The 20,329-nt window shown below is 65.7% G+C and carries 21 protein-coding genes and 1 pseudogene; 2 read left to right on the top strand and 20 right to left on the bottom strand.

Annotated elements, in window-relative coordinates; genetic code table 11:
* Positions 1-316: 316 nt before the first annotated feature.
* The 8 genes and pseudogenes from AAEX57_RS15360 to AAEX57_RS15330 form a co-directional block, all read right to left on the bottom strand.
* Positions 317-2,893 (bottom strand): VirB4-like conjugal transfer ATPase, CD1110 family, encoded by a 2,577-nt coding sequence (locus tag AAEX57_RS15360; protein ID WP_342093171.1) that lies wholly within the window; start codon positions 2,891-2,893, stop codon positions 317-319.
* Positions 2,894-2,912: 19 nt separating this feature from the next.
* Positions 2,913-3,197 (bottom strand): annotated as a pseudogene (locus AAEX57_RS16295) (PrgI family protein); the annotation flags it as partial.
* A gap of 15 nt (positions 3,198-3,212) precedes the next feature.
* Complete coding sequence (locus tag AAEX57_RS15355) at positions 3,213-4,055, bottom strand: type IV secretion system protein (protein WP_342093170.1); 843 nt, start codon at positions 4,053-4,055, stop codon at positions 3,213-3,215.
* Positions 4,056-4,066: 11 nt separating this feature from the next.
* Positions 4,067-4,273 carry a hypothetical protein gene (locus AAEX57_RS15350; protein ID WP_342093169.1) on the bottom strand — a complete coding sequence of 69 codons (207 nt, stop codon included), beginning with the start codon at positions 4,271-4,273 and terminating at the stop codon, positions 4,067-4,069.
* Positions 4,274-4,657: 384 nt separating this feature from the next.
* Positions 4,658-6,373: a VirD4-like conjugal transfer protein, CD1115 family gene (locus AAEX57_RS15345; protein ID WP_342093168.1), complete on the bottom strand. Its 1,716-nt coding sequence runs from the start codon at positions 6,371-6,373 to the stop codon at positions 4,658-4,660.
* Positions 6,373-6,924 carry a DUF3801 domain-containing protein gene (locus AAEX57_RS15340; protein WP_342093167.1) on the bottom strand — a complete coding sequence of 184 codons (552 nt, stop codon included), beginning with the start codon at positions 6,922-6,924 and terminating at the stop codon, positions 6,373-6,375. Before AAEX57_RS15340 ends, AAEX57_RS15345 begins: the two co-directional genes overlap by 1 nt.
* A gap of 3 nt (positions 6,925-6,927) precedes the next feature.
* Entirely contained in the window at positions 6,928-8,583 is a 1,656-nt protein-coding gene (locus tag AAEX57_RS15335) for a relaxase/mobilization nuclease domain-containing protein (protein WP_342093166.1), read from the bottom strand.
* Entirely contained in the window at positions 8,583-8,930 is a 348-nt protein-coding gene (locus tag AAEX57_RS15330) for a MobC family plasmid mobilization relaxosome protein (protein ID WP_342093165.1), read from the bottom strand. Before AAEX57_RS15330 ends, AAEX57_RS15335 begins: the two co-directional genes overlap by 1 nt.
* Before the next feature lie 176 nt (positions 8,931-9,106).
* Between AAEX57_RS15330 and AAEX57_RS15325 the strand changes: the two genes are divergently transcribed.
* Positions 9,107-9,445: a hypothetical protein gene (locus AAEX57_RS15325; protein WP_342093164.1), complete on the top strand. Its 339-nt coding sequence runs from the start codon at positions 9,107-9,109 to the stop codon at positions 9,443-9,445.
* Between the two features lie 90 nt (positions 9,446-9,535).
* Here AAEX57_RS15325 and AAEX57_RS15320 read toward each other — a convergent pair whose 3' ends face one another.
* From AAEX57_RS15320 to AAEX57_RS15275, 10 genes are all read right to left on the bottom strand, one after another.
* Positions 9,536-10,309, bottom strand: a complete 774-nt coding sequence (locus AAEX57_RS15320) for a Fic/DOC family protein (protein WP_342093163.1) — start codon at positions 10,307-10,309, stop codon at positions 9,536-9,538.
* A complete protein-coding gene (locus AAEX57_RS15315; protein WP_342093162.1) occupies positions 10,309-10,512 on the bottom strand; it encodes an antitoxin VbhA family protein in 204 nt (67 codons plus the stop codon). Before AAEX57_RS15315 ends, AAEX57_RS15320 begins: the two co-directional genes overlap by 1 nt.
* Positions 10,513-10,514: 2 nt before the next feature.
* On the bottom strand, positions 10,515-11,141 hold the full coding sequence (locus AAEX57_RS15310) for a recombinase family protein (RefSeq protein WP_342093161.1): 627 nt from the start codon (positions 11,139-11,141) through the stop codon (positions 10,515-10,517).
* A 217-nt stretch (positions 11,142-11,358) separates the two neighbouring features.
* Positions 11,359-11,592: a hypothetical protein gene (locus AAEX57_RS15305; protein ID WP_342093160.1), complete on the bottom strand. Its 234-nt coding sequence runs from the start codon at positions 11,590-11,592 to the stop codon at positions 11,359-11,361.
* Between the two features lie 202 nt (positions 11,593-11,794).
* Positions 11,795-12,223: a hypothetical protein gene (locus tag AAEX57_RS15300; protein WP_342093159.1), complete on the bottom strand. Its 429-nt coding sequence runs from the start codon at positions 12,221-12,223 to the stop codon at positions 11,795-11,797.
* 21 nt (positions 12,224-12,244) lie between these two features.
* Positions 12,245-12,841 carry a hypothetical protein gene (locus AAEX57_RS15295; protein WP_342093158.1) on the bottom strand — a complete coding sequence of 199 codons (597 nt, stop codon included), beginning with the start codon at positions 12,839-12,841 and terminating at the stop codon, positions 12,245-12,247.
* A gap of 59 nt (positions 12,842-12,900) precedes the next feature.
* The gene (locus AAEX57_RS15290; protein ID WP_342093157.1) at positions 12,901-13,644 is read right to left on the bottom strand and encodes a ParA family protein; all 744 of its coding nucleotides are present in this window, start codon (positions 13,642-13,644) and stop codon (positions 12,901-12,903) included.
* A 203-nt stretch (positions 13,645-13,847) separates the two neighbouring features.
* On the bottom strand, positions 13,848-14,279 hold the full coding sequence (locus AAEX57_RS15285; RefSeq protein WP_342093156.1) for a hypothetical protein: 432 nt from the start codon (positions 14,277-14,279) through the stop codon (positions 13,848-13,850).
* A gap of 163 nt (positions 14,280-14,442) precedes the next feature.
* Positions 14,443-14,754 carry a hypothetical protein gene (locus AAEX57_RS15280; protein WP_342093155.1) on the bottom strand — a complete coding sequence of 104 codons (312 nt, stop codon included), beginning with the start codon at positions 14,752-14,754 and terminating at the stop codon, positions 14,443-14,445.
* Positions 14,755-14,905: 151 nt separating this feature from the next.
* The gene (locus AAEX57_RS15275; RefSeq protein ID WP_342093154.1) at positions 14,906-15,349 is read right to left on the bottom strand and encodes an LPD29 domain-containing protein; all 444 of its coding nucleotides are present in this window, start codon (positions 15,347-15,349) and stop codon (positions 14,906-14,908) included.
* 503 nt (positions 15,350-15,852) lie between these two features.
* On the opposite strand from AAEX57_RS15275, the gene AAEX57_RS15270 reads away from it, so the two are divergent.
* Entirely contained in the window at positions 15,853-16,041 is a 189-nt protein-coding gene (locus tag AAEX57_RS15270; protein WP_342093153.1) for a hypothetical protein, read from the top strand.
* A gap of 329 nt (positions 16,042-16,370) precedes the next feature.
* Here the strand turns inward: AAEX57_RS15270 and AAEX57_RS15265 are convergent, their stop codons facing one another.
* On the bottom strand, positions 16,371-17,324 hold the full coding sequence (locus AAEX57_RS15265) for a replication protein (RefSeq protein ID WP_342093152.1): 954 nt from the start codon (positions 17,322-17,324) through the stop codon (positions 16,371-16,373).
* A 606-nt stretch (positions 17,325-17,930) separates the two neighbouring features.
* A complete protein-coding gene (locus tag AAEX57_RS15260) occupies positions 17,931-19,574 on the bottom strand; it encodes a M23 family metallopeptidase (protein WP_342093151.1) in 1,644 nt (547 codons plus the stop codon).
* Positions 19,575-20,329 lie beyond the last annotated feature (755 nt).

Raw genomic sequence — 20,329 nt, 5'->3', positions numbered from 1 at the left:
GGGGAGCTGCTCGGGCGGCTCTGCGAGCCCTCCTGGCGAGCCTGGTTGCCGTACCAGCTCGGGGAGCTGCTCGGGCGGCTCTGCGAGCCCTCCTGGCGAGCCTGGTTGCCGTACCAGCTCGGGGAGCTGCTCGGGCGGCTCTGCGAGCCCTCCTGACTGCCGTACCAACTTGGGGAGCTGCTCTGAGGTGAGCGCCGGGCCGCCGGGGCACCGTCCGTTTGGTCGGTGCCCCGGACGGACCTGGTATTCAGACCGAGCTGGCCGAGCTGCCGGGTGACGCTGGGCTCTTGCCCTGTCCGTCGCATTGCCACAGGGTTTATTCCTCTCCAAACTTCGTGCTGAACAGTCGGTAGAGCTTCGATGAGGTGGGCATCCGGTTGTCGAACGGGACGAGCGCATTGCCCGAGCGCAGAAGGCCGCAACCTGGTGGGACGTTCGTGAAGGCCCGTCGTTGCTCTTCGCTGAGGTGCAGCAGGTGGCACAGGCTGTCCGCGTCGGTCGCGGTCTGGGCCAACAGTTGGAGGAAGTTCGAGTTGGCCAGCATGAGGCGGGCATCCTCGTTGCTCAGCAGTTCCTCGATGTTCTGCGTGATCCCGGTGGGGATGAGGCCCCACTTGCGCGCACGCTTGTACATCGCGCGGAAGTACTCGGCCGAATAGGGGTTGCTGAACAGCAAATGGAACTCATCAATGTAGAGCCAGGTGCGGCGGCCCTCCGCGCGGTTGCGAGCGACTCGGTTCCACACCTGGTCAAGGATGACCATCATGCCGAACGTCCTCATTTCGGTGCCCAACCGGGAAATGTCGTAGCTGATGAGCCGGTTCTGCACGTCAACGTTCGTTTGCTGGGCGAACGCGTTGAGACTGCCCACGGTGTAGATTTCCAGCGCGTCGGCCAGCTCGATGGCCTCGGGGTTCTGGGTAGCCGCGAGGGCTTCCCGGAGGTCTCCCAGAGTCGGCATTTCCCGCTCGTCCTGCTCGGCCGAGTACTGGCGGTAAAGGGCGACTGCACAGCGGTCGATGAGGCTGCGCTGAGTCGGGGTGAGGCCGTCCCGGCTGCCGATGAGCGAGCCGAGCATGGACAGCACGAAGTCCGCCTTGGTCTTGATCGGGTCGTCCTCGCCCAGCTCCACCCCCAGCTCAATGTCCATGGCGTTGAGGTGGTCGCGCGAGCCAGCATCAATCCGCACGATGGAGCCGCGGAACGCCTGCATGAGCGGCTCATACTCGCGCTCGGGGTCGATGATGATGATGTCGTCGTCAGGGCGATCCAGGAAGACGTTGGTGATCTCCGCCTTGGCGGCCTGTGACTTGCCGCTGCCGGTAGTGCCCAGGATGAACCCATTGCCGTTCACTGTCTTGGTGCGGTCGGCCACGATGGCATTGCCCGACTGCGCGTTGAGCCCGTACCAGGAGCCGCCCTTGACGTGCAGTTCCTGCGTCGTGAAGGGCACGATGATGGCGGCGCTCGCGGTGGTGAGCGTGCGTCGCATGGGGATGCGCCGGACACCGATCGGCAGTTCCGTGGTCAGCGCGTCGTGCTGCATGTACGACGTGACCTCGGCTTGGCACGAGAGCTTGCGAATGACGCGCAAGGCGCGCTTCACGTTCTGGTCCAGAATCTCGCGGCTCGGGCCGCTGAGCCCAATCACAATGACCGTGCTGAACATCTTCTGGTTGCTCTGCTCAAGCTCGGTGCGCAGCTCGCGGGCCTCGCGGTTGGCCTCTTGCAGCTTGTGAGGGATGAACTCTTGGTCATATCCCGCTTTGGCAGCCTTCTTCTGCTCGGCGATGGTCTGCATTTCCAGCTCGGCAATCTGGCGCTGAACCATCGTCATGCCGTCTACCTGGTCGTAGGGCTCAAGGTGCAGGCTCACGCTGAGGGTGCACTTGATATCGGCCAGCTCCGAAATCAGGCGGTCGCTGAGCCATGCGGGATAGTCCCTGATCCACAGCGTCTGGTGGTAGGTGTCTCCGGACGGGTTGCGGAAGATCAGGGGTCCGTCGCTGGTCGTGCGCTCGATAGCCCACGGGGCCACGAAATCGGCTGTTGCGACCCTGTGGTTAGGGTCAAAGCTGTCCTCATCAAAGGCGAACGTCTCGTAGGGCCGCAAGATGTGGGAGAACACTTGCAGACGCTCGGCACGATTGAGCAGCTCGGCGCGGCACCCGTCCATGGCTGCGAGCTGGGCGGCGGCCTCATGGGCGGTACGGATGAGGTTCGCTTCGGCCTTCTCCCGGTCGCTCTCTTGGACTGTGACGGTGAGGAACTTCTGAGTGATGGTGTTCCCGGCAACCGAGGCGAGGCGGCCCCGCACCATCTTGTTGAAGTCCTCGCGCCACTGGTCAATCTCGTCGCCGTGCAGCTCCTTGGCCACCAGGCTCGCAACGGCTTCATCATCGAGCACCCGGTTCAGCACGGTCACCTCGACGCGCATTCCTGCACCGAAGCTGTTCAGGAAACGTGCCCAGCGGTCCACCACTGCCTCTTGGGTGTCCTGCTCGGCCGCCAGGTAGTTGATGTCGCTGATGCGCAGTGTGGCGCTCCACTCGTCGGCCCCCAGCCAGGCAACTCCGCTCGGAAGCATGGCCCGGTAGCCCAGGACGTCGCTGGTCTTGCGGGGGGCGCGCTTCGCGGGGCGGGCATCGTCGGTGCCGATGTGCTTGCGCCCCTTGAACTCACCCGGCTTGTTCTTCTCCGGGTCGGCGGCGTCGGAGTCGCTCGAAGATCGGCGGCCGGGGAGAATGCTCTTGGGGAACAGCCTTGCGCGCTTTCCTCTTCGGGCGTTCTTCTGCTCGGCTTCCACGCCGCTGGGCAGGTCGGCGGGGGTCTTTGCGTCGGGTGCCGTCTGCTCGGCCTCCGGCTGGTCCATCAGGTCGGTAGGTGTCGTCATAGAAGATGACCTTTCGTTCGGTGAGGTGGCGGAACAGGTACCCGATGTATTGCTCGGGCTTGAGCGACTTGGGCCTCCACCAACCCCATGCGGCAAAGGGGACAAGGGCAATGAACATCGCGTAGAGAGCCCAGTTCGTTGCCCGTTCCCAGCTCCATCCGGCGGTGTTGTGCAGGGTGATGGCCAGGGCGGCGAAGATTCCTCCACCGACCGGGACGCCAAGAGCCATAGAGCCGAGCTGACGCCAGCTCATGCCTGCAATGACCTTGGCCTCATACCCTCGAATCTCGCGGTAGACCTTCATTTCGAGTGCCATGGGTCAGCCCTCCCCGACGATGGCCTTGGCCAGACCACTGGTGCCCACCAGCAAGAAACCGAGCACCAGGGGGCCGACGAGCAAGTGACCGAAGCTGGTCACCATGAATTTGAAGATGTCGCCGTTGTCGTAGTGGACGTTCCCGGTCAACCACCCGCTCATGAGCGCCTGATACAGCTTGAAGGCCAGCAGCAGCATGACCCCTTGAAGCGCCGTTGTTGCATAGCGTTTCAGGTAGCCAATCGCCATCGACTTGGTATCGGGGTGGCCAAAGAATGCGACCGGCAAGGATGAGAAGGCCGTCAGCATGTAGAGCTGTAGGAACCTCACGAAGACCAGGACCGTGCCGACTACGCCGACCGTCTCGGCCACCAGCCAGGGGAGGAAGACCACCAGGAGTAGGCCAAGTTGCTTGACTGTTCCGGCGTCTTTGACCTTGTCGGCCAGTTGATCGCCTAGCCGCACGCTGGACGCCTCGGGTGTGGCAATGGCCGTCTTGTCCACTGCTTGGGCGATTGAGGTGGTGACTGCGTTGATCGCTTCGAGTACGAGCATGGCGTTCTGGACGACGATGATCGTGAGGGCGATCTTGAACATGGCCGCGGCGACCATCTTCACGCCTAGCTCGCGGTCGCCGTCGACCCTGGCGGAAATCTCGGCCAACATGAGCACAGACATGATGGCCAGAACGATGGCCGTCACCGGCTTCACCGCGCCATTGTGGATCGCCTGCGCGGCGGCGTACAGGGCGGGGTTGTAGTCCTCTGGCGACTGGAGCAGCCCCCCGACTTGCCCCTGTGCACCGTCGCCCAGTGCGTTGAGCATCTCAATGAGAAGCTGATCCATTCACAACCCCTTTAGTTGAGTGCGATGTTCCCGAAGAGCTGGGCAGCCGCGATGATGAGGCCACCGCCGACGATCTGCCACACACCGCTCTGAATCTGCGGGCCGTTGTGGTCCTTGAGGGCCAGGCCGGTGGTGATCGCACCCCAGACGAGCCACAGGCCGCCGCCGATGGTGGCGAACTGGGTGAAGAGCTTGAGAATCGTGGCCATCATGTCCATTGCGTTGCTCCTTCTTGGTGGGTCTTCTCGTATTATACTATACGAAAAGCGTGAAAGGTGTCTATGACAGAATGCAATCTATGACAGATGAAGTCCTCCCCGAAGCCGCGCGCGCCGCGCTAGACCAGCTCAACGCGCGCCGCTTTGAGCTGCTCTTGAGCTGCGTTGGCGTCGGGGGGCAATTCACCACAGCCCAGCTACGCAAGGGCCTGGCGACCCCTCTGCCGTCCCTCTCACGCGATCTGGCTGCCCTGGAAGATGGGGGGCTCATCATCGCCGATCCTCCCAAGTCAGAAGCACGTCAAGGTCGGCCGGTGACGTATCGCGTACCGGCCGACCTGGGGGACGTTTTCAGCTACCTAGCTGCTCGGATTGAGCGTGCCGTCACTTCGGCGCGTGCAGCTGCGCCTTCCGACTCTTGAAGGGGCGCAAGCCTCGCACGATGAGGATCGCAAGCTCGTTCGACATACGGCCCACTTCATCAGGAGTCATCAAGGATCGCTTGATGATGTGGTTGCTGCGGCTCTGCGAGTTGTTCACTCCATAGGTCTTGGAGGTCTCCTGGGTGACAACGGTCTGGTCGCCCAACTGCTCGCTGATCCACTTGTGGGTCTCAAAGTCGCGGCCACCAAGGTAGAGCAACGTGTCACAGTTGCCCACCACACCGGGCCACGCCTCCTTCCACAGCTCCTTGCCCTGGGCATTCGACTGGATGATGATGCTGGTGCTCAGCCCACGGGACCGCATGGTGGCCACGAGCTGCGGGAAGCCAGGGATCTTGCCAATGTTGGCGAACTCATCCAAGAACGTGTGCACCGGCCGGGGCAGGTGTCCGGTCTCTGAGTGGTCAGCCAGGTAAATGTTGTGGCTGTAGAGCGTCGTCCAGAAGATCGTGGCCAGGAAGCGGAAGGTCTGGTGAGTGTCGGGGATCGCCAGGAACAGGGCCATGGGCTTTTGCCCCAGCTCGTCCAGGTCCAGGTTGTCGTCCGCGATGATGCGGCGCACGGCGTTCATGTCGAGCGGTGCAAGGCGAACACCCAAACTGATGATGATGCTCTTCTTCGTCTCGCCTGCGCCCTGCTCAAACGTGCGGTACTGCCGCGTAGCGAAATCGAGCACATTCATCACTAGCTCTTCCTGGGGGTCGCTCACCTCGGCCTGGTCGCGCCACTCCGCCACCAGTTCGCGGGCGGCCGCCATCTGCTGATCGACGGTCGATTCAAAGCTGTCCGCTGCTTCCTCGCTCGCTGCCATCTGCTTCTGCAAATCCACCACGTCCACCAGTGACGCCTCCCGGTCGTCCTGGTCGGCCACCGTCGCCCACACATAGGCGATGAGTGCTGTCAGCAGGGCTCGTTCGGCGCGGTCCCAGAAGGCGTCTCCCTTGTTGCCCTCGGTGCCGCTGGTGTTCGTCATGATGCACTCGGCCAGTTGCATCACCGACGTTTCGGGGTTCTCTTCGTCAAAGTACTTGAAGGCGTTGAAGTGGTGGGAGTGTTGCAGGTCGATCAAGTTGAAGGTGCGCACGTCGTAGCCCCGAGATTCCAAGGTGGGGCCAATCTCGCGCTGAATCTCGCCCTTCGGATCGGTAATGGCGCTGCTCATGTCCACCTGGGCCAGGTTCGGCATGACGTAGCCGCGCGTCTTGCGGGTGCCTGCGCCGCCCACAACCAACACATTGAGGTTGCGCTGGGTCTTGCGGGTGTCGATGGCCAGGGATTCGGTGGCGGTGAGCTGGAGGCGCTTGGTGCGGTCCTTGGTGGTCAGGGGGGCGATATCGCGGGGAGTCGCCCACGCGGCCGATCCCTGTTCCTCGCCGGGCCGTCGCGTGACCTTGGAGGTCACCGCGTACATGACGATCAGGAACAACAGGACGGCGGCCACCACCCCGCCGATGAGGTCCGGCCGGGCCGTCGAGAGCGTGAGCGGGTCCGCCTTGATCCGGCTGGCCACCATTCCGGCCACGTCCGGCAGAACCTTGAGAAGCGCCTGCCCGGACTTGCCTGCGGTTCCGTGCCGCACACCCTCCGTCACCCGGTCCCCAAGCCAGAATACGGCCCCAAACAGCACGACGAGCAAGACCGACGAAACCTTCTTCATCAGTTCCTCCCCCGGCTCTTGGGGCGCTCGTGCTCCACCATCTTGTCCAGCTTCTCGGCTCCCCTGCTGGCCTTCTTGGTCTCGACCTTCTCCTTGATCCGGTCGGCCAAGCTGACCTTGGCGGCCGCGCGTGCTGCCCGGTCGTCAATGGTCTTGGTTGCGCGGTCCAGTGCGTGCGCCATCACCTGGGCGTCGGCGCCTGCGAGATGAAAGGTTCGGGCGTCTCCTGAGCGCTCCACAGCGAACGTCACGCCGTAACGTTGGAGCTGCTTCGAGACCTCACGGGTGAGCTTCTTGTCGTCGAGCGAGACCACTTCGCGCTGTCCATGAGACTGCTCGGCAAAGGTCGTGAGACTCACCTTGCCCGTCTTCATTCGCTTGGTTGCGGCCTGGGCTAGGGCGTCGCGGAAGTGTGCCAGGGCGTCCATGACTGCTCGCCGGCCGTTGTCGAGTCCACCCCCCGTCATGGCGAGGGTTGCGCGCACTGCGCCGCGCGACATTTCCAAGGTGACTCTCTCGGTCTGGTTCTCCGCTGCCTCGGTGAGCGACATAGGTCAGCGCCTCCTTCCGTCGTTGCTGCGGTCTTCGCGTGTGCTGCGCTGGGTCGCTGCGCGCTCTGCGATGCGTTCGGCCAGTGACGGCCTGCGGTCTTGCGTCTGGGTGCCCACGTCTCCGTCCCGGTCGGGGTCGTTGGGTGTGCCAAGGTCGCCGTCACGGTCGGGGTCGCGGGCCTCGCGGTCGTCCTCGGCCGCCTCGTGCGCCAGGGTCCGCCGTCGCTCTTGCTCCCTCATCTTCTCGTGGATTCGCTCGGCCACGGTTGCACCTGCCTTTCGGTTCTCGCTGACATGTGTCAGCACGGTCACGTCACGCTTGAGCGTGTTGATTTCGCGCTCTAGGTTCCTCAGTGTGGCTTGTAGCCCTGCCAGCTCGACCTCGCCCAGTTCCTCGTTCTCGATCCGGTCCGTGAGTGCGACAAGCTGCGATTGGAACTCGATCCTGGTTCCCTTCAGCTTCTGCTTCGCGCTCGCTAGGGCCTCGGGTGCGTCCATTCCCGACCCGACAAGCCACCTGCTCTGTGTGTTCGCCAAGTCTTCGAGCTGGTGCAACGCATTGAGCGAGTCACGCCACCCGTGAACCTCTCGGAGGTCAACCCCCGAGTAGGTGCCTGAGTATCGTCCGTAGCGTTGGCGGGCGAGCATCTCGCGCGGCGTCGCGAACCATTCGTAGAGTCCTGCCGTTGCGACCTCGCCCGCGTAGTTGCCTCGTTGATCGGCCAGGACATGCCGCGCGTTGGCGTGCACGTATGCCCGATAGGTGCGCTCTCCGTGCTGCACCACCTGGCTCAGTGGGATCGTCAAGAACAGCTTTCCCCGCGTTCCTGGCACGCGCACGATGTGAGCCTTCTCCGTGGTCCTCATGATCATGCTCTTGTCGAAGTCGATGCGATTGACGCTCGTCCTCGACAGGCGCGCCATGATGGCATCCTCCGTGAATGCCTCCCCCAGCTTCCAGTCACGAACCGCGTTGCTGGCCTGGGTAGCGTCGCGGAATGACAGGGTGCCACTGCGACGTGCAATCGTAATGCCCGACTGCTTCAACAGCGCCTCGAACTGCTGCCATGTGGTTGCCCTGGTAGCCGCCTTATCAATCTCGGTCCTGATCCGCTCCTTAGCACTGTCGCCACGAATCACGCGGTACAAGTCCTTGAGGTCGAACCCGGTTGCCCGCTTGAAGGGCGGCAGGGTCTTGACGCCTTCGCGTAGGCACATCTCGTCAGAAATCTCGCGGATCTGCCCGATAGTGCTCCGTTCGACTCGGAACTTCCGGCCGCTCTCGAAGCTCACCGCGTTGAAGATGATGTGGTTGTGGACGTGGTTCTTGTCGATGTGAGTAGCGATCACGTACTCATGCCGTCCACCCGTCACCTTCTCGGCCAGCTCAACCCCTAGCCGGTGCGCGGTCTCCGGGTCAATCGGGTCGCTGGGGTCAAAGTTCTGCTTGAGATGATGGGCCAGGACTGAGCCGCGCCCTGTGCCTACAGTGCGGTTCGTCTGCTCGAACTGGGCTGCGATGGCTCGGGAGTCTGACGGGTCGATCACGGCTGCGTTAGTCGAGACCAGGAGGCCGTTCTTGGTGGCGCTGTCGCGCACGATGTAGGCGATGGCCCTCCCAACAGTCTTCTTGATCTGCTTCATCTTGACGGTGGCCATCAGCTCTCCACCTCGCGGCTTCCTTGACGTTCCAGGAGTCGCTGAATCTGGCTCAAGAGGGTGCGCGTTGCGACCATCTGCTCATAGGTGATTCCGTCCTCCGTGTTCACCTGTCGAGCGATCTGGTTCACGTTGTTGCCGATCCTGGACAGCTCAACCCTGAGCTGTGAAACATCAAAGGCCGTGGTCTTCACCTTCACCTCGCCGTCCAGCAGCACCCTCCGGGCAAAGGCGTCGAAGCTGGTCGCTTCGGCAAGCTCCATGCGGCGCTTGACCGTCGCCCATTCGGCATCGTTGAAGGACAGGAGCTTTCGAACTCGGCGCGTGCGGCCCTCGTCCTTGCTCACAGTCTCTCCTATCGGGTCCGGGGCTTGCCCCGTATTGACTCACGGCCTTGCCGTGGTCGCGTCTGGTTACCAGACGCTATGCTTGCTACCCCTCTACTGACAGCGTACATGTCCTGTTGGTCCTTGGTCTAGACTGGGAAGAAACGAACGGCCAATGCGCACCCACGGGAGGTCCAATGAGCGACAAGAAGATTGACGGCGTGATTGACGAGCTACTGCGCGAGGATCAGGAGGTGCTCAAGCAAAAGCGAGCGCGCCTGCGAGGGTTCGCAAGCGCGCTCGATGAGGTTCGGGGGGCCGTTGCTGCCGCCCAGGAATCGGCCACGGCGTTGTTGAATGCTGGCGATCTGAGTCGCTCGGACCTGGCCAAGGTCTTCGCCCTGACGCGCGCCGAAAAGTCCCTCGTCGTGCCCGGTCGGTCAGCGGCGGCCGATAGCCTCGCCAGCACCTCGGGCAGCGGCGATGATGCCCCGCCCGAGAAGAGCCAGCAGACCGAAGAGCAGATCGACAGCTAGACGCAGAATCGCGATGAACACCTGGAAGAAGATGCCGATCAGTGCGACGGCCAGCGAGATAGCGATGATGGCCACAATGCCCATGGTCGCTTACCTCCCTTCCCTGTAGGTCTTGCCTTCCATTGTACGCCGCTGGTCGGGCATCTTCTTCGCATCCCGCGCGGCCTCCTTGGCCTGGCGCAACTCGTCCGCCTTGGCGTCGATGCGGTCGGCCAGCTTCATCCGACCAACCGGCCGCTCGTGCACGATGTGATGGAACACGTCATTGAGCAGCGAGCGGTCACCTTGCCTAGCAGCCTCCGACGCCAAATCATTCACCGGACCCTGGACGCGCTGCCAGTCGATCACCCGATTCGACACCCGCGCAATGGCGCTCAGGAACTCCCGCTGAGTGCGCCCGTTTCCTTCCCGGAACGGGTGCGCCTGATTCACCTCGTTGTAGATCATCGCCAGACCCCTCGCCGCCTGGGTGTGCTGCATCCCACGGAAGAAGTCGGCCGCTTCCAACCCCTCGGCCACCCGACCCAACCTTGCCTCGATGCGGTCAGGCTTCTCAAAGAAGCCGTGACCCTTGGCGATGTCCACCGTCCGAACTTGCCCGGCCCACTCGTACACGTCTTGGAACAAGTGCCCGTGGATCGACTTCAAACCGTCTAGATCAAAACTCCTGGGCAGGCCAGACGCTCGCAGTGTCATGGCTCGACGGGCCACCATCACGTCTTCCTTCTCCCGCAACTTCGCATAGGTGGCGGCACCCACTCGGTTACGCAGCACATACTCCCCCACGGCGGCGTCAAAGTGGGCCGGGTCCAAGTACCCGACCCACTTCGCGTTGTCGTCGCCAACCTCCCACGGCGCGGGCATCAGCGTGTCGGAATGTCGAACTTGGCGCGCAACTGACGATCCATCTCGTCCTCGCTGATCCGACCCTCCGCGTACTCGCGCAAGATGGCCTCGGCTTCGGCCGGGACGTGGCCGCCTTCCATTTCGGCACTGTGCTTGGCTGCCTCAAGATCGGCCAGCCGAGCGGCACGCTCCTGGGCGTCGATTCCTTGGGGTTCACTCATGCTCAATCCTCACTCTCGTAGAGCGGCAGCTCGCCCTCCTGGGCGGCTCCCTCGAACTTCGCGAGGCTCGCAATCTCGCCTCGCACCACACGGCCGACGACAGGCCGACTAAGGCCCGTCGTGGCCGCGATCACCGACTGACTCGCACCGGCCCGCGCCATCCGGTGAACTAGCGCGAACTGCTCTCTAGTGACCTTCGACGGGCGGCCCATCGGCCGCCCCGACGACCGCGCAACCTCCAATGCCGCACGCGTGCGCTCACTGGTCAAGTCTCGCTCAAACTGGGCCACAGCGCCGATCACATGAAAGAGCAACCGCCCGGCCGGGCTCGTCGTGTCCAGGGCCTCCGTGAGGCTGCGGAACTCCACGCCGCGTTGCCCCAAGTCCTCGACCGTCTGCACCAGGTGGGACAGGGATCGGCCCAGGCGGTCCAACTTCCACACGGTGAGCACGTCGCCCGGCTGCACCTGGGCCAGCAGCGACGCGAGTCCCGGCCGGTCGGTCCGCGCACCACTCGCGTGGTCGGTGACGATGTTCTCGGCCGCGACCCCGGCCCGTCGTAGGGCCTCGAACTGCGGTGCGGTGTCCTGGTCCTGGGTGGATACCCTGGCATATCCCCAGACGGTCATTCGGCCACCTCCTGGCGTGCGCCGGCCGAAGCCTGCGAAGGCCGCTGCACGCGCCCCAACTTGCCCACAATCGCCACCACAGCCCCTTCCTGCTCGATAGTCGGCCAATCACTAGCTTTCGTTCACCATGCTCACTGAGCGGGGGTTTCGAGCCGCTGGCGCGGCCTCGGCAACCTGGTGGCCACCACCTGCTCGAAAACGAACGTCAGTGGCCCACTCAATCCAGCTCGATCCCCTGGGCTCTGGCGATCATCGCCGGAACCAACACCCACCAGGCTGCGACCACGGCAGCCAGAAGGTCCGCCAACACGAACAGCCGCCACCCGCGCATGCCACCAGTCGCCACGAGAAGACCCACCAGAACTGTGCCGACGATGGCCGTGACCAGCGCCCCAATCCGCCCAATGCGGCGCGCGCTCTTCCTGCGCGCCTCCAACTCGTCCACGCTCATTTCTTCTTGCCCCTTCTGGCCGACTAAAAGGTCTACACAACCCGATTCAGAACGCTCGCCAGCGCCAGGCAGGCGAGCAGGAACCACACGGCCCACAAGATCAGGGCCACTCTGGGGAGCCGCCACAGCGGCACCCCAGGCCAGCACAGGATCAACCCAGCGGCCGCCAGGGTGAGCACACCGATAGCCACAAACGTCGCAGTCACTGTGTCACCTCCGGCCACGGGTAGAGACTGCCCAGCGGTTCCGTGCCACCTCGGCGGATGGCCACGGGCTTGCCGTCGCGCCAGGTCACCTCCGGCTCGGGGGTGTCCGCGTGCGAGCCTGCCGCGTGCGCGATGGCGGCCAGCACCAGGGCCGCGTTGCGACGATCCAGACCGGGCACCAAGTCATAGAGACTGACCGGCGCGCCTTCCAACAGCGACGCGGCAACAAGGGCCATGCGGCGCTCTCCCCCACTCCACGCCCCGGCCGCATCCAACAGCCGCTCACAGTCCACATAGACGCGGTGGGAGCCCTGCACGATCCACGGCGCACCCTCGTACACCCGGCCGCACCGGATCAACAGTTCTGCGCCCGCTTCGAGCGGGAACATGCCCCGCGCCCACTCGCGCACCTGATCCTCGATCATCGTCACTAGTCTTGTCCTCTCTCACGCTCGGGTCAGTCGGGCAGGCAGTCGCGCCGGGGCCTGGGGCAGCTCGCCACCCTCACGGCGACGCGCGGCCGCCACGGCCCGCGCCATCGCTCCCCTGAGCCAGGCGCTCTCCGAGTCCCACCGGCCCGCCTGCTGGTCGTCGGCCATCGCCTGCGCCATCGCCTCGGCCGTAGCCTCGGCCACGGTGTAGCTACGGGCCTTGCCACTCACCGTCCCATCGGCCGCGCGCGGCGCGGCCTCGGGGATCACCTTGCCCCGCTGCTGCGGACTCAGCCGGGCGAAGTCCTGGGCGGCCTGCTCGATCCACTTGGCGATGCTGCTGGCCTCCCCCCCGGCTCGCCAGTCGGCCAGGTACGCGGCGCGGGCCTCCTGCCATTCCCCTTCGGGCACATAGGCCGACTTGCGCACTAGACCGGCAGGCGTGGCACGCGGCGCGCGCTTCCGGGTGCTGCGCGCCTCGGTGCGACCCGTGCCCAGCGCAACACCCTGGGCAGGCTCCTGAGCCGCCTCGGCGGCCGCCGGGGGCTGCTCGGTGAGCACCGGCCGGGCCTTCGCCCGGCGCGCGTCCCGCAAGCTCGGGGTCTTCGACATGACTTCTCCCTTCGTCTGTGCTGCCTATGGTAGCACAGTTACCTATGCAACGTAGTGATTCAGCCGAGAATCTGGACGGCGGCCGCGCGGTAGTCCTGGGCGACGGCGGCGCGCGGATCGTAGAGGCTGACCGGTCGACCGACGACGGCGGCATACTCGGCGGCCACGGATCGGCGCACGGGGCCAGTGACGCGGCCGGGGTAATCCTCGGCCAGGAGCTCCACGCTCTCGCGGTCGATCCTTCGGCGGCCGTCCACCATCATGGGCACCACCCACGACACCCGCGCGGCCGGGTTGAGCTGGGGGGCGACCTGCTCCGCGATCACCTCGGCCAGCCGCGCCAGGCCGTCCAGGGCGAACCGTGACGGGGCCACGGGGCTCACCAGGTCATCGGCCGCGACGATGGCGGCCAAGGTCAGGTTGTCCAGGGCCGGGGGGCAGTCGATCACGACGTGATCCCACCGGCTCGCCCACTCCTGGGCCAGGTCGCGGATACGCACGGGCGACAGGCTGCCCGCCAGCGAGCGCAGGTAGTCGTCACCGGCCAGCAGCTCGACGCCGGGCAGTCCCTCGACGGCGACGGCGGCCGTCTGGGTGCTGCACTCCCCTGCCAGCACCTCGGCCGTGGTGCCGGGCAGCTCGGCCGTGTCCTCGATGCCCAGCAGCGTCGAGAGGTTGCCTTGCTGGTCCAGGTCGATGGCCCCGGCCCGCACCCCTCGGCGCGCCAGTTCGGCCAGCAGTTCGGCGGCCGTGGTGGTCTTGCCGATCCCACCCTTGCCCGCTGCGACGGCGGTAATCCTCATGCTCGGTTCCTCTCTGTGCACTGTGCTACATGCGTAGCCTAGGTGGTCTGTGGTGCCTATGCTGGCAATCGCGGCTATGCGGCCCACTGCCGTAGTCTGGGAGGCGGCGCGGCTAGTCACCGCACCCGTGGCGCGGGTTAGTCTCCGGGCCTGAACTGATCGGCGGTGCCCCACCCCTCGCGGGCGGGGCACCGCTGCCGTTGTCAGGCCAGCGCGTCGGCCATCGCCTCGGCGAAGGTCTGCCCGCTGCCCCATCGCTGCGGGTTGCCCACCTGCACGGCGTAGACCAGGGCATCGGACGGCACGTAGTCCGTGCGCTTGTAATAGTCCTCAAAGTCGCTGACCTCGCCCTGGGGGTCGATCCACGATTCCCAATCAGTCACGTCCACGTCATACAGCTCCATCAACGTGCCGTTCATCGCGCCCGTGGCCACCGCCACCCGCTCGTCCAGGTAGCAGGCAAAGGGCTTCGGCTGATCGTCGCGCGGGCACTGGTCACACTCCGGTCCATGCCACTGGACGAGCTGCGCGCCCTCGATCATCACCATGCGCTGACCCGTGATCGACTCCCCGGCCGTCAGTCGGTAGTCGCGCTGGATGCTCTTCCACGGGCGATGCTGTGCGGTGTCCCACATGGGTGCTTCTCCTTCGGTTGTGGGGTAGTCGGCCCCTCCTGAACTGATATATCTATCCTAGCGTACCTGTGGTGTATATGCAACCCATGTTCGCTAGGAAAGTGGGCAGGTGCGACGAGAGAAGGGGAGCCCTTGCGGGCTCCCCTCGTTCGCCCGGGACGACCTAGCCGTCCAGCTTGTTCGCCAGGGCCTCGGCTCCGGCCAGCGCGTCGGCCAGGTTGGTGGTGTAGTCGCTCACCAGGTCCGTGCCGTTGCCGTAGGCCAGCAGCACCCACCCACACGCCTTGCCGTCCTTGCCGTGCGCGTGCAGCCAGTCGGCGTCCGTCCCAGCCAGGGCCTTGCCGATCGCCTCGGGATCGCGGCTCTTGCGCAGCTCGATATCCACGCCGTTGTCAACGCTCACGGCATAGCCAACGGCCAGCAGATCGGCCACCACGCGGGTAGCAATCCGGCGCTCAATGGGGGAGTGGATCATGCTTGCTCCTTCGGTTGCGGGGTGGTCGGCCCCTCCTGAACTGATATACCTATCCTAGCGTACCTGTGGTGTCTATGCAACCCATGTGCACTAGGGAAATAGGGGGAATTGAGCGAAACAAGGGGAGCCCTTACGGGCTCCCCTCGCGTGTTCAGAAGCTCTCGCGGTAGAGCAACTGGTAGGCCACCAACTCGCGGTCAGCGTGCGGGTACGGGGCGAAGATGGGCGGCTGCACGCCGGGAATCCACCATTCCCCGGTGGTCTCGTTCTTGGTCACCTGGGCGTCGGCCCACTGCTTGCGCTCGGGGCTGTAGTCGCGCTGGTCGGTCACACCACAACAACGGTAGGGGCGACCCTGGATGCTGTGGTAGCTGTCGTCCATGCCGTCAAAGTAGCTGTCCTGGAACTGGCGCGTGACTGCGCGCACCTGCTCCGAGGTCGGGCCATCGGTCCAGCGAACGTCAATCCAGCCATAGCCCGTGCCGCGTGACATGGTGACGCGAAACTTGGTCTCGGGGAACTGCTGGCGCAGAGCCTTGCGCATCGCGGCGGCCGTCTCTTTGACGCTGAGCTTCTCCTGCGGGGTGATAGTCATGGCTTGCTCTCCTTCGGCTGTGGGGTGGTCGACCCCTCCTGAACTGATATACCTATCCTAGCGTACCTGTGGTGTCTATGCAACCCATGTTCGCTAGGAAACCCGGCTTTCTTCGCTCACTCCGGGCACCTCGCCTGTTGCTGCCTCTTGTTGCCCCTCACCTCCCTGTCCTCGCCTTCCTCTTCTCCGTGTCCCTCGACGCCACCACGGGCAGAACTCGAGCCCTCGGCACCCGGCCCACACCCCTTCCCGGCCACCCGCTCGGCCTGGCCACCGGGCTTCGGGGGCAAACACCCCCTGGGGGGTGTGCGGCAGCGGGGGGGAGTGTTTGGGCTCGACACGACAGGCAAACATGGCCTGCACCCGCCACGGGGATAGCATCGGCACACGCGGGCGGGTCTGCTGAACAGCCGTCCGTGTCCCCCCGAGAGCGGCCCCTCGGCGGCGGGTGAGCCGTCCGGGGGCCGCTGTGCGTGTCGGTGCCTGCCTCTACGCTGGCGGCCATGTCCTCGCGCACCTCCGACTTCGGCACCCTCGCCCAGCGTTCCGCGCGGGCGGGTGTCGGGGCGGCGGCCACGCGGGCTGAGCTGCCCTGTCATGTCTGGGTGCGCGGCGGCGGGTCGTGGCTGCCCGGTGTCCTGGTGCCCTCCGGCTTCCTGCGGCCAGCGGTGGCCACTCCACCGGCCGACTAGGGCTCTGTGCCAGGGCGGTGTCGTTGGCCGCGCGGGGCTTGGCGGCCGTGGCGAGAGTTCGCCGGCCGAAGCCTGCGTAGGCCGTCGAACGGGCTGGGCAATGGCTCCCGCACCCGCTCCTACGTCGCGGGCTTGGGCTCGAAATGCTCTGCTGGCGGGGCCTGGTGGGGTGCTGGGGACTGTCCACGGGTCTGTGCCCGGCTGCTGTCCACGCTGTGGTCCCGAGCGGGTGAGGGACGCTTCACAGGGTGGTCAGGGGTTGGGTGCAGGGCGGTGGTCAGAGCGTGCGCTGTGGACGGGGGAGCCGGGCGGTAGCTCGGCCGTCCACATCACGCGGTCACCTGGTGAGGCTGGTAGCGGGCTCGATCACGCACGGCGGCCAGGTGTGAGCGGATTTCGGCTTTGGCGGCCGCGATCCGGGCTTGGGCCTCGGGGTTGGTGCGCTCGGCTTCGAGCTGGGCGGCCAGGGCTTCGCGCTCGGCGCGGGCCTGTGCGGCGGCCTGGGCACGCTCGGCGGCCGCGCGGGCACGTCGGCGGCCTGGTGACTCGCTGACCTGGGCCAGGGCGTCTCTGAGCTGGTGCGCCAGCAGGGCCAGCGGGTCGTGCTGGGCGGCCGGGGCCAGCGGTGAGCGGCCCTGGGCCGCGTTGCGGCGGTCCAGCAGGTCCAGCAGCTCGGCGGCGGTCCACTCGGCGGGGTCGATACCCACGGCGGCCAGGGTGCGGCAGAGCGTCCATTGGTGTCCCGGCCTGAGCCACGGCAGGCGAGCGGCCAGCCGGGCGGCTAGGCGCTGCATGGCCAGGCTCGGCCGGTCCTTGGTCGTTGCTGATCGGCGCGGAGCGCCCCCCGAGCGCGCGCCAGCGCGCTTTGGTGACCGTCCTACGGACGTAACAGACCCACAAAGCTGACCCTTGAGGGGTAGGTGGACATTTTCTTGCTGGTAAGCAGTCCGGGGCAGGCAGAGCACCCGGTCTGAGGCCATACGGAGCTGGTGGCCACCGTGCCGCTTGCGAGCCTCGGCACGCTCGGCCGACGTGAGGTAGCGGCCCATCTCGACCGTGCGGGCAAAGCCCAGGTGCTCGATGAGCTGGCGGGCTCGCTGCACCGTCTTGGGGCAGCAGTCCAGGGCGCGGGCCACGGTGGCGTGAGCGGTCTGCACGTCTCGGCCGGTCTTGTGGTCGGCCGTGGCGGCGTCGGCGCGGGCGACGGCCAGGACAGTGCGACGGGCCACGCGCGCGGCCGCGCGGGCGGCCTCGCCCTCCGGCGTGGCCAGGGCGACGGCCACGGCCGTGATCCACTGATCGGCTGACCACCACGCGGGAGACGTGGCCCGACGTCGGCGGACCTCGGGCGACGGCTCGGGCCGCCAGGAGCGGCCCTGACGGCGGCAATGGCGGCAGGCCCAAGCGGGCCACTCGGCCGCGCTCGACCGGCCACAGACATGCGTCTGACGCCTACCTGGTGACACATGGTGACACCTAGCGACATGGGGTATAGTGGGAGACAACGAGATCCTTCCCTTGCACGGTGGATATCGACCCCGGTTGGTAGCCGGGATAACGGAGCGGCTGGTAACCGTTCCCAAATCTTCTGAGGGGCCTACAGGCGGCAATCTGTAGGCCCCTCGTCATGTTTCTAAGGGCAGCTCCTTGTCTGCTCTCGTTCGGGTCTGCGGTGCTTCGTCGGGCATGTCGAGCGCGTGCGCGAGAACGGCGGCCACGTAGTCACTGACCGACACGCGCCGGGCTTTTGCCTCACGGCGCACTGCTGAGCCCAAGGGCGTAGACATGCGCACAGTCGCGGTGTCTCGCGGACCCCTGTTTGGCTGTGGCATGGTCCCATCCTGCCACGGAAGCTGAATCAGATTCACCATTTGCCGTTGGTGTGTCGCTCACTTCACCCCTGCCTTGGCCAGGTAAGGGGTGGGGTCCACGATTTGCCCGTCCTGGTGAATCTCGAAGTGCAGGTGGCAGCCTGTCGAGTACCCGGCGCTTCCCTGTCGGGCGATGAGCTGACCAGCCTTCACCTGGTCTCCGGCCGAGACCAGCACACCTCCCGAAGTCATGTGGCCGTAGAAGCTGGTGATTCCGCCGCCGTGGTCAATCTCGATGGAGTTGCCGTAGGCAGGACCAGCGGCCCCAGCCTGCTTCACGGTGCCGTCGTGAGCCGCGAAGATGCCCGCATCACACCCGCCCGAGAAGTCGGTGCCGGTATGGGTCTTGAGGACGTGCAAGACCGGATGGAACCGGGTGCCGTATCGACTGGTCACCTGGCCCTCGCCGGGCTTGGCCCATCCTCCCGGTGAAACCTGACCGGCTGTAGCGCACTCGCCGCCACCACCAACACCGACCGCTGTGCCGCCACCACCGTTGAGACTGAGGTGCACATGGTCCATGTGATTGGCGGTGGGGCTTCCTCGATCACCCATCACGCGCCACCCTTCACCAGCGCGCTTTGGGCTCCAAATCCGCTGCTGCCAGATGATGTACTCCACGCCGAGCTGACTGGCCTGGCTCTGCAACTGGCTGGCCAGTTTGTCGCCCACGGCGCTGCCGTCCGCCACGTCATCAATCATGAAGTCGATTGCCAGCCCTGTGCTGTGGCCATACTTCGGGTCGTCGTGGTTCGCGGGATCGAACGGCCGCCAGCCTCCCACGGTCTTGAGGCCGAACTGCTGGCCGAAGCTGTTGGCGATGGACGACGTTTGGGGCTTCATCCCCTGGGTGTTGTACTTGCTCACCGTGGGAGCGTCCATGCTCACGGTCGTCTTTGCGAGAGCCTGCAGCACGGCCCCGGCTGCGTTCCATCGGGGGGCGTAGTGGTAGGGGTCGGCGTTGGCCTGGACTTCGTGTGCGACCATCGTCGGTTCCATGCTCTCGCGGTTCGTGATCTTGGCGAGCTGGGTAAAGAAGTTCTTGGCCGACGTGTAGGGGTTCATCCTGTCGGCCTCTGTGCCCCATGCGCCGTTGGCGCGCTGCTGGAAGAGTCCCCGGCTGTCTGGCCCCACGGCGTCACCGTGGCCGAGGACGATCAAGTCTGATTCGCCCATGGCAGTCATGATGCCGATCTGTTGGTCTCGGGCCGATAGCCCGAGGTCTTGCGCGGCCTTCATGATTTGGGCTGCATTCTTGAGCTGCTCGCCGCTGTAACCAGCAACCGAGCCCTTGGGCAGATTTGTCACTACGGCCAGGGCGTTGCCGCCGACTGCGCACGCGGCCCGCTCTTCCTGCTCGATGGCCTCTCCGAAGCCTGGGATCAGGCTGAGGATGCTGGCGACGGCGGCCACAACAGAAATCGTGCACACCACGGCGACGGTGACCGGAGTGGAACTGAGTACGCTCGCGGCCGCCGCAATGGCTCGCGCGATGAGCGCGTTGGCCGCGCTGGTGGCCTGCCCGGCCAGACGTGCGGTGTTGTGGCCCAGGGTTGCTACTGCACGGGCCGCCTTCGAGCTGGTGCGGCTGATCGTGGCCTGTGCGGTGGATCGGCTAGCACGGTGCAGACCTTGGGCGGCGAGGCGCTCGCGTGAGGCCATCAGGCCGCCCCGGACAGGGCCGGTGCCCATCGACGTGCGGGCGCGGCCCGTAGCTCGGGCTAGGGTCTGCCCTCGCGTCAAGGATGGTGCGGCACCGTGTCGGGGCGCACCGTCCAGCCGAGCCAGAGTTCGGCCGGCGTTCCCCGTGCCGAGCTGCCCGCCGCGAACTGCGTACTCACCAGCCCGACGCGGGGCGCGACGCGGGCCACGGATGGGGTCTACGCCCGCGCTTGGCTCGGCGGGAAGGTCAGCCTTCCGCATCTGCCCAATCCGCTTGACGGCCTCGGAACCCTTCGAGGTTGCATTGGGCACGGCATCCTTGACGCCTTTCGAGAGCCCTGAGCGGCCTTCTCGTGACACTTCCTGCTCGGTCGTTGAGGTGAGGTCTCCACTGTCGTCCAGAGCCGTGGTTGCGGCATGTGTGACGGCTGCGCTGGCCTTTCGAGCCGAATTGGCGATGCCTCGGCGGCCGGGGGGGTTGTCTTGTGTCTGCTTCCCGCGCCAGCTCGGGGAGCTGCTCGGGCGGCTCTGCGAGCCCTCCTGGCGAGCCTGGTTGCCGTACCAACTTGGGGAGCTGCTCGGGCGGCTCTGCGAGCCCTCCTGGCGAGCCTGGTTGCCGTACCAACTTGGGGAGCTGCTCGGGCGGCTCTGCGAGCCCTCCTGGCGAGCCTGGTTGCCGTACCAGCTCGGGGAGCTGCTCGGGCGGCTCTGCGAGCCCTCCTGGCGAGCCTGGTTGCCGTACCAGCTCGGGGAGC

The organism is Luteococcus sp. H91 (assembly GCF_038433135.1).
In the GTDB taxonomy this organism is placed as follows: domain Bacteria; phylum Actinomycetota; class Actinomycetes; order Propionibacteriales; family Propionibacteriaceae; genus Luteococcus.
This window is presented reverse-complemented; position numbering and strand designations above follow the sequence as displayed.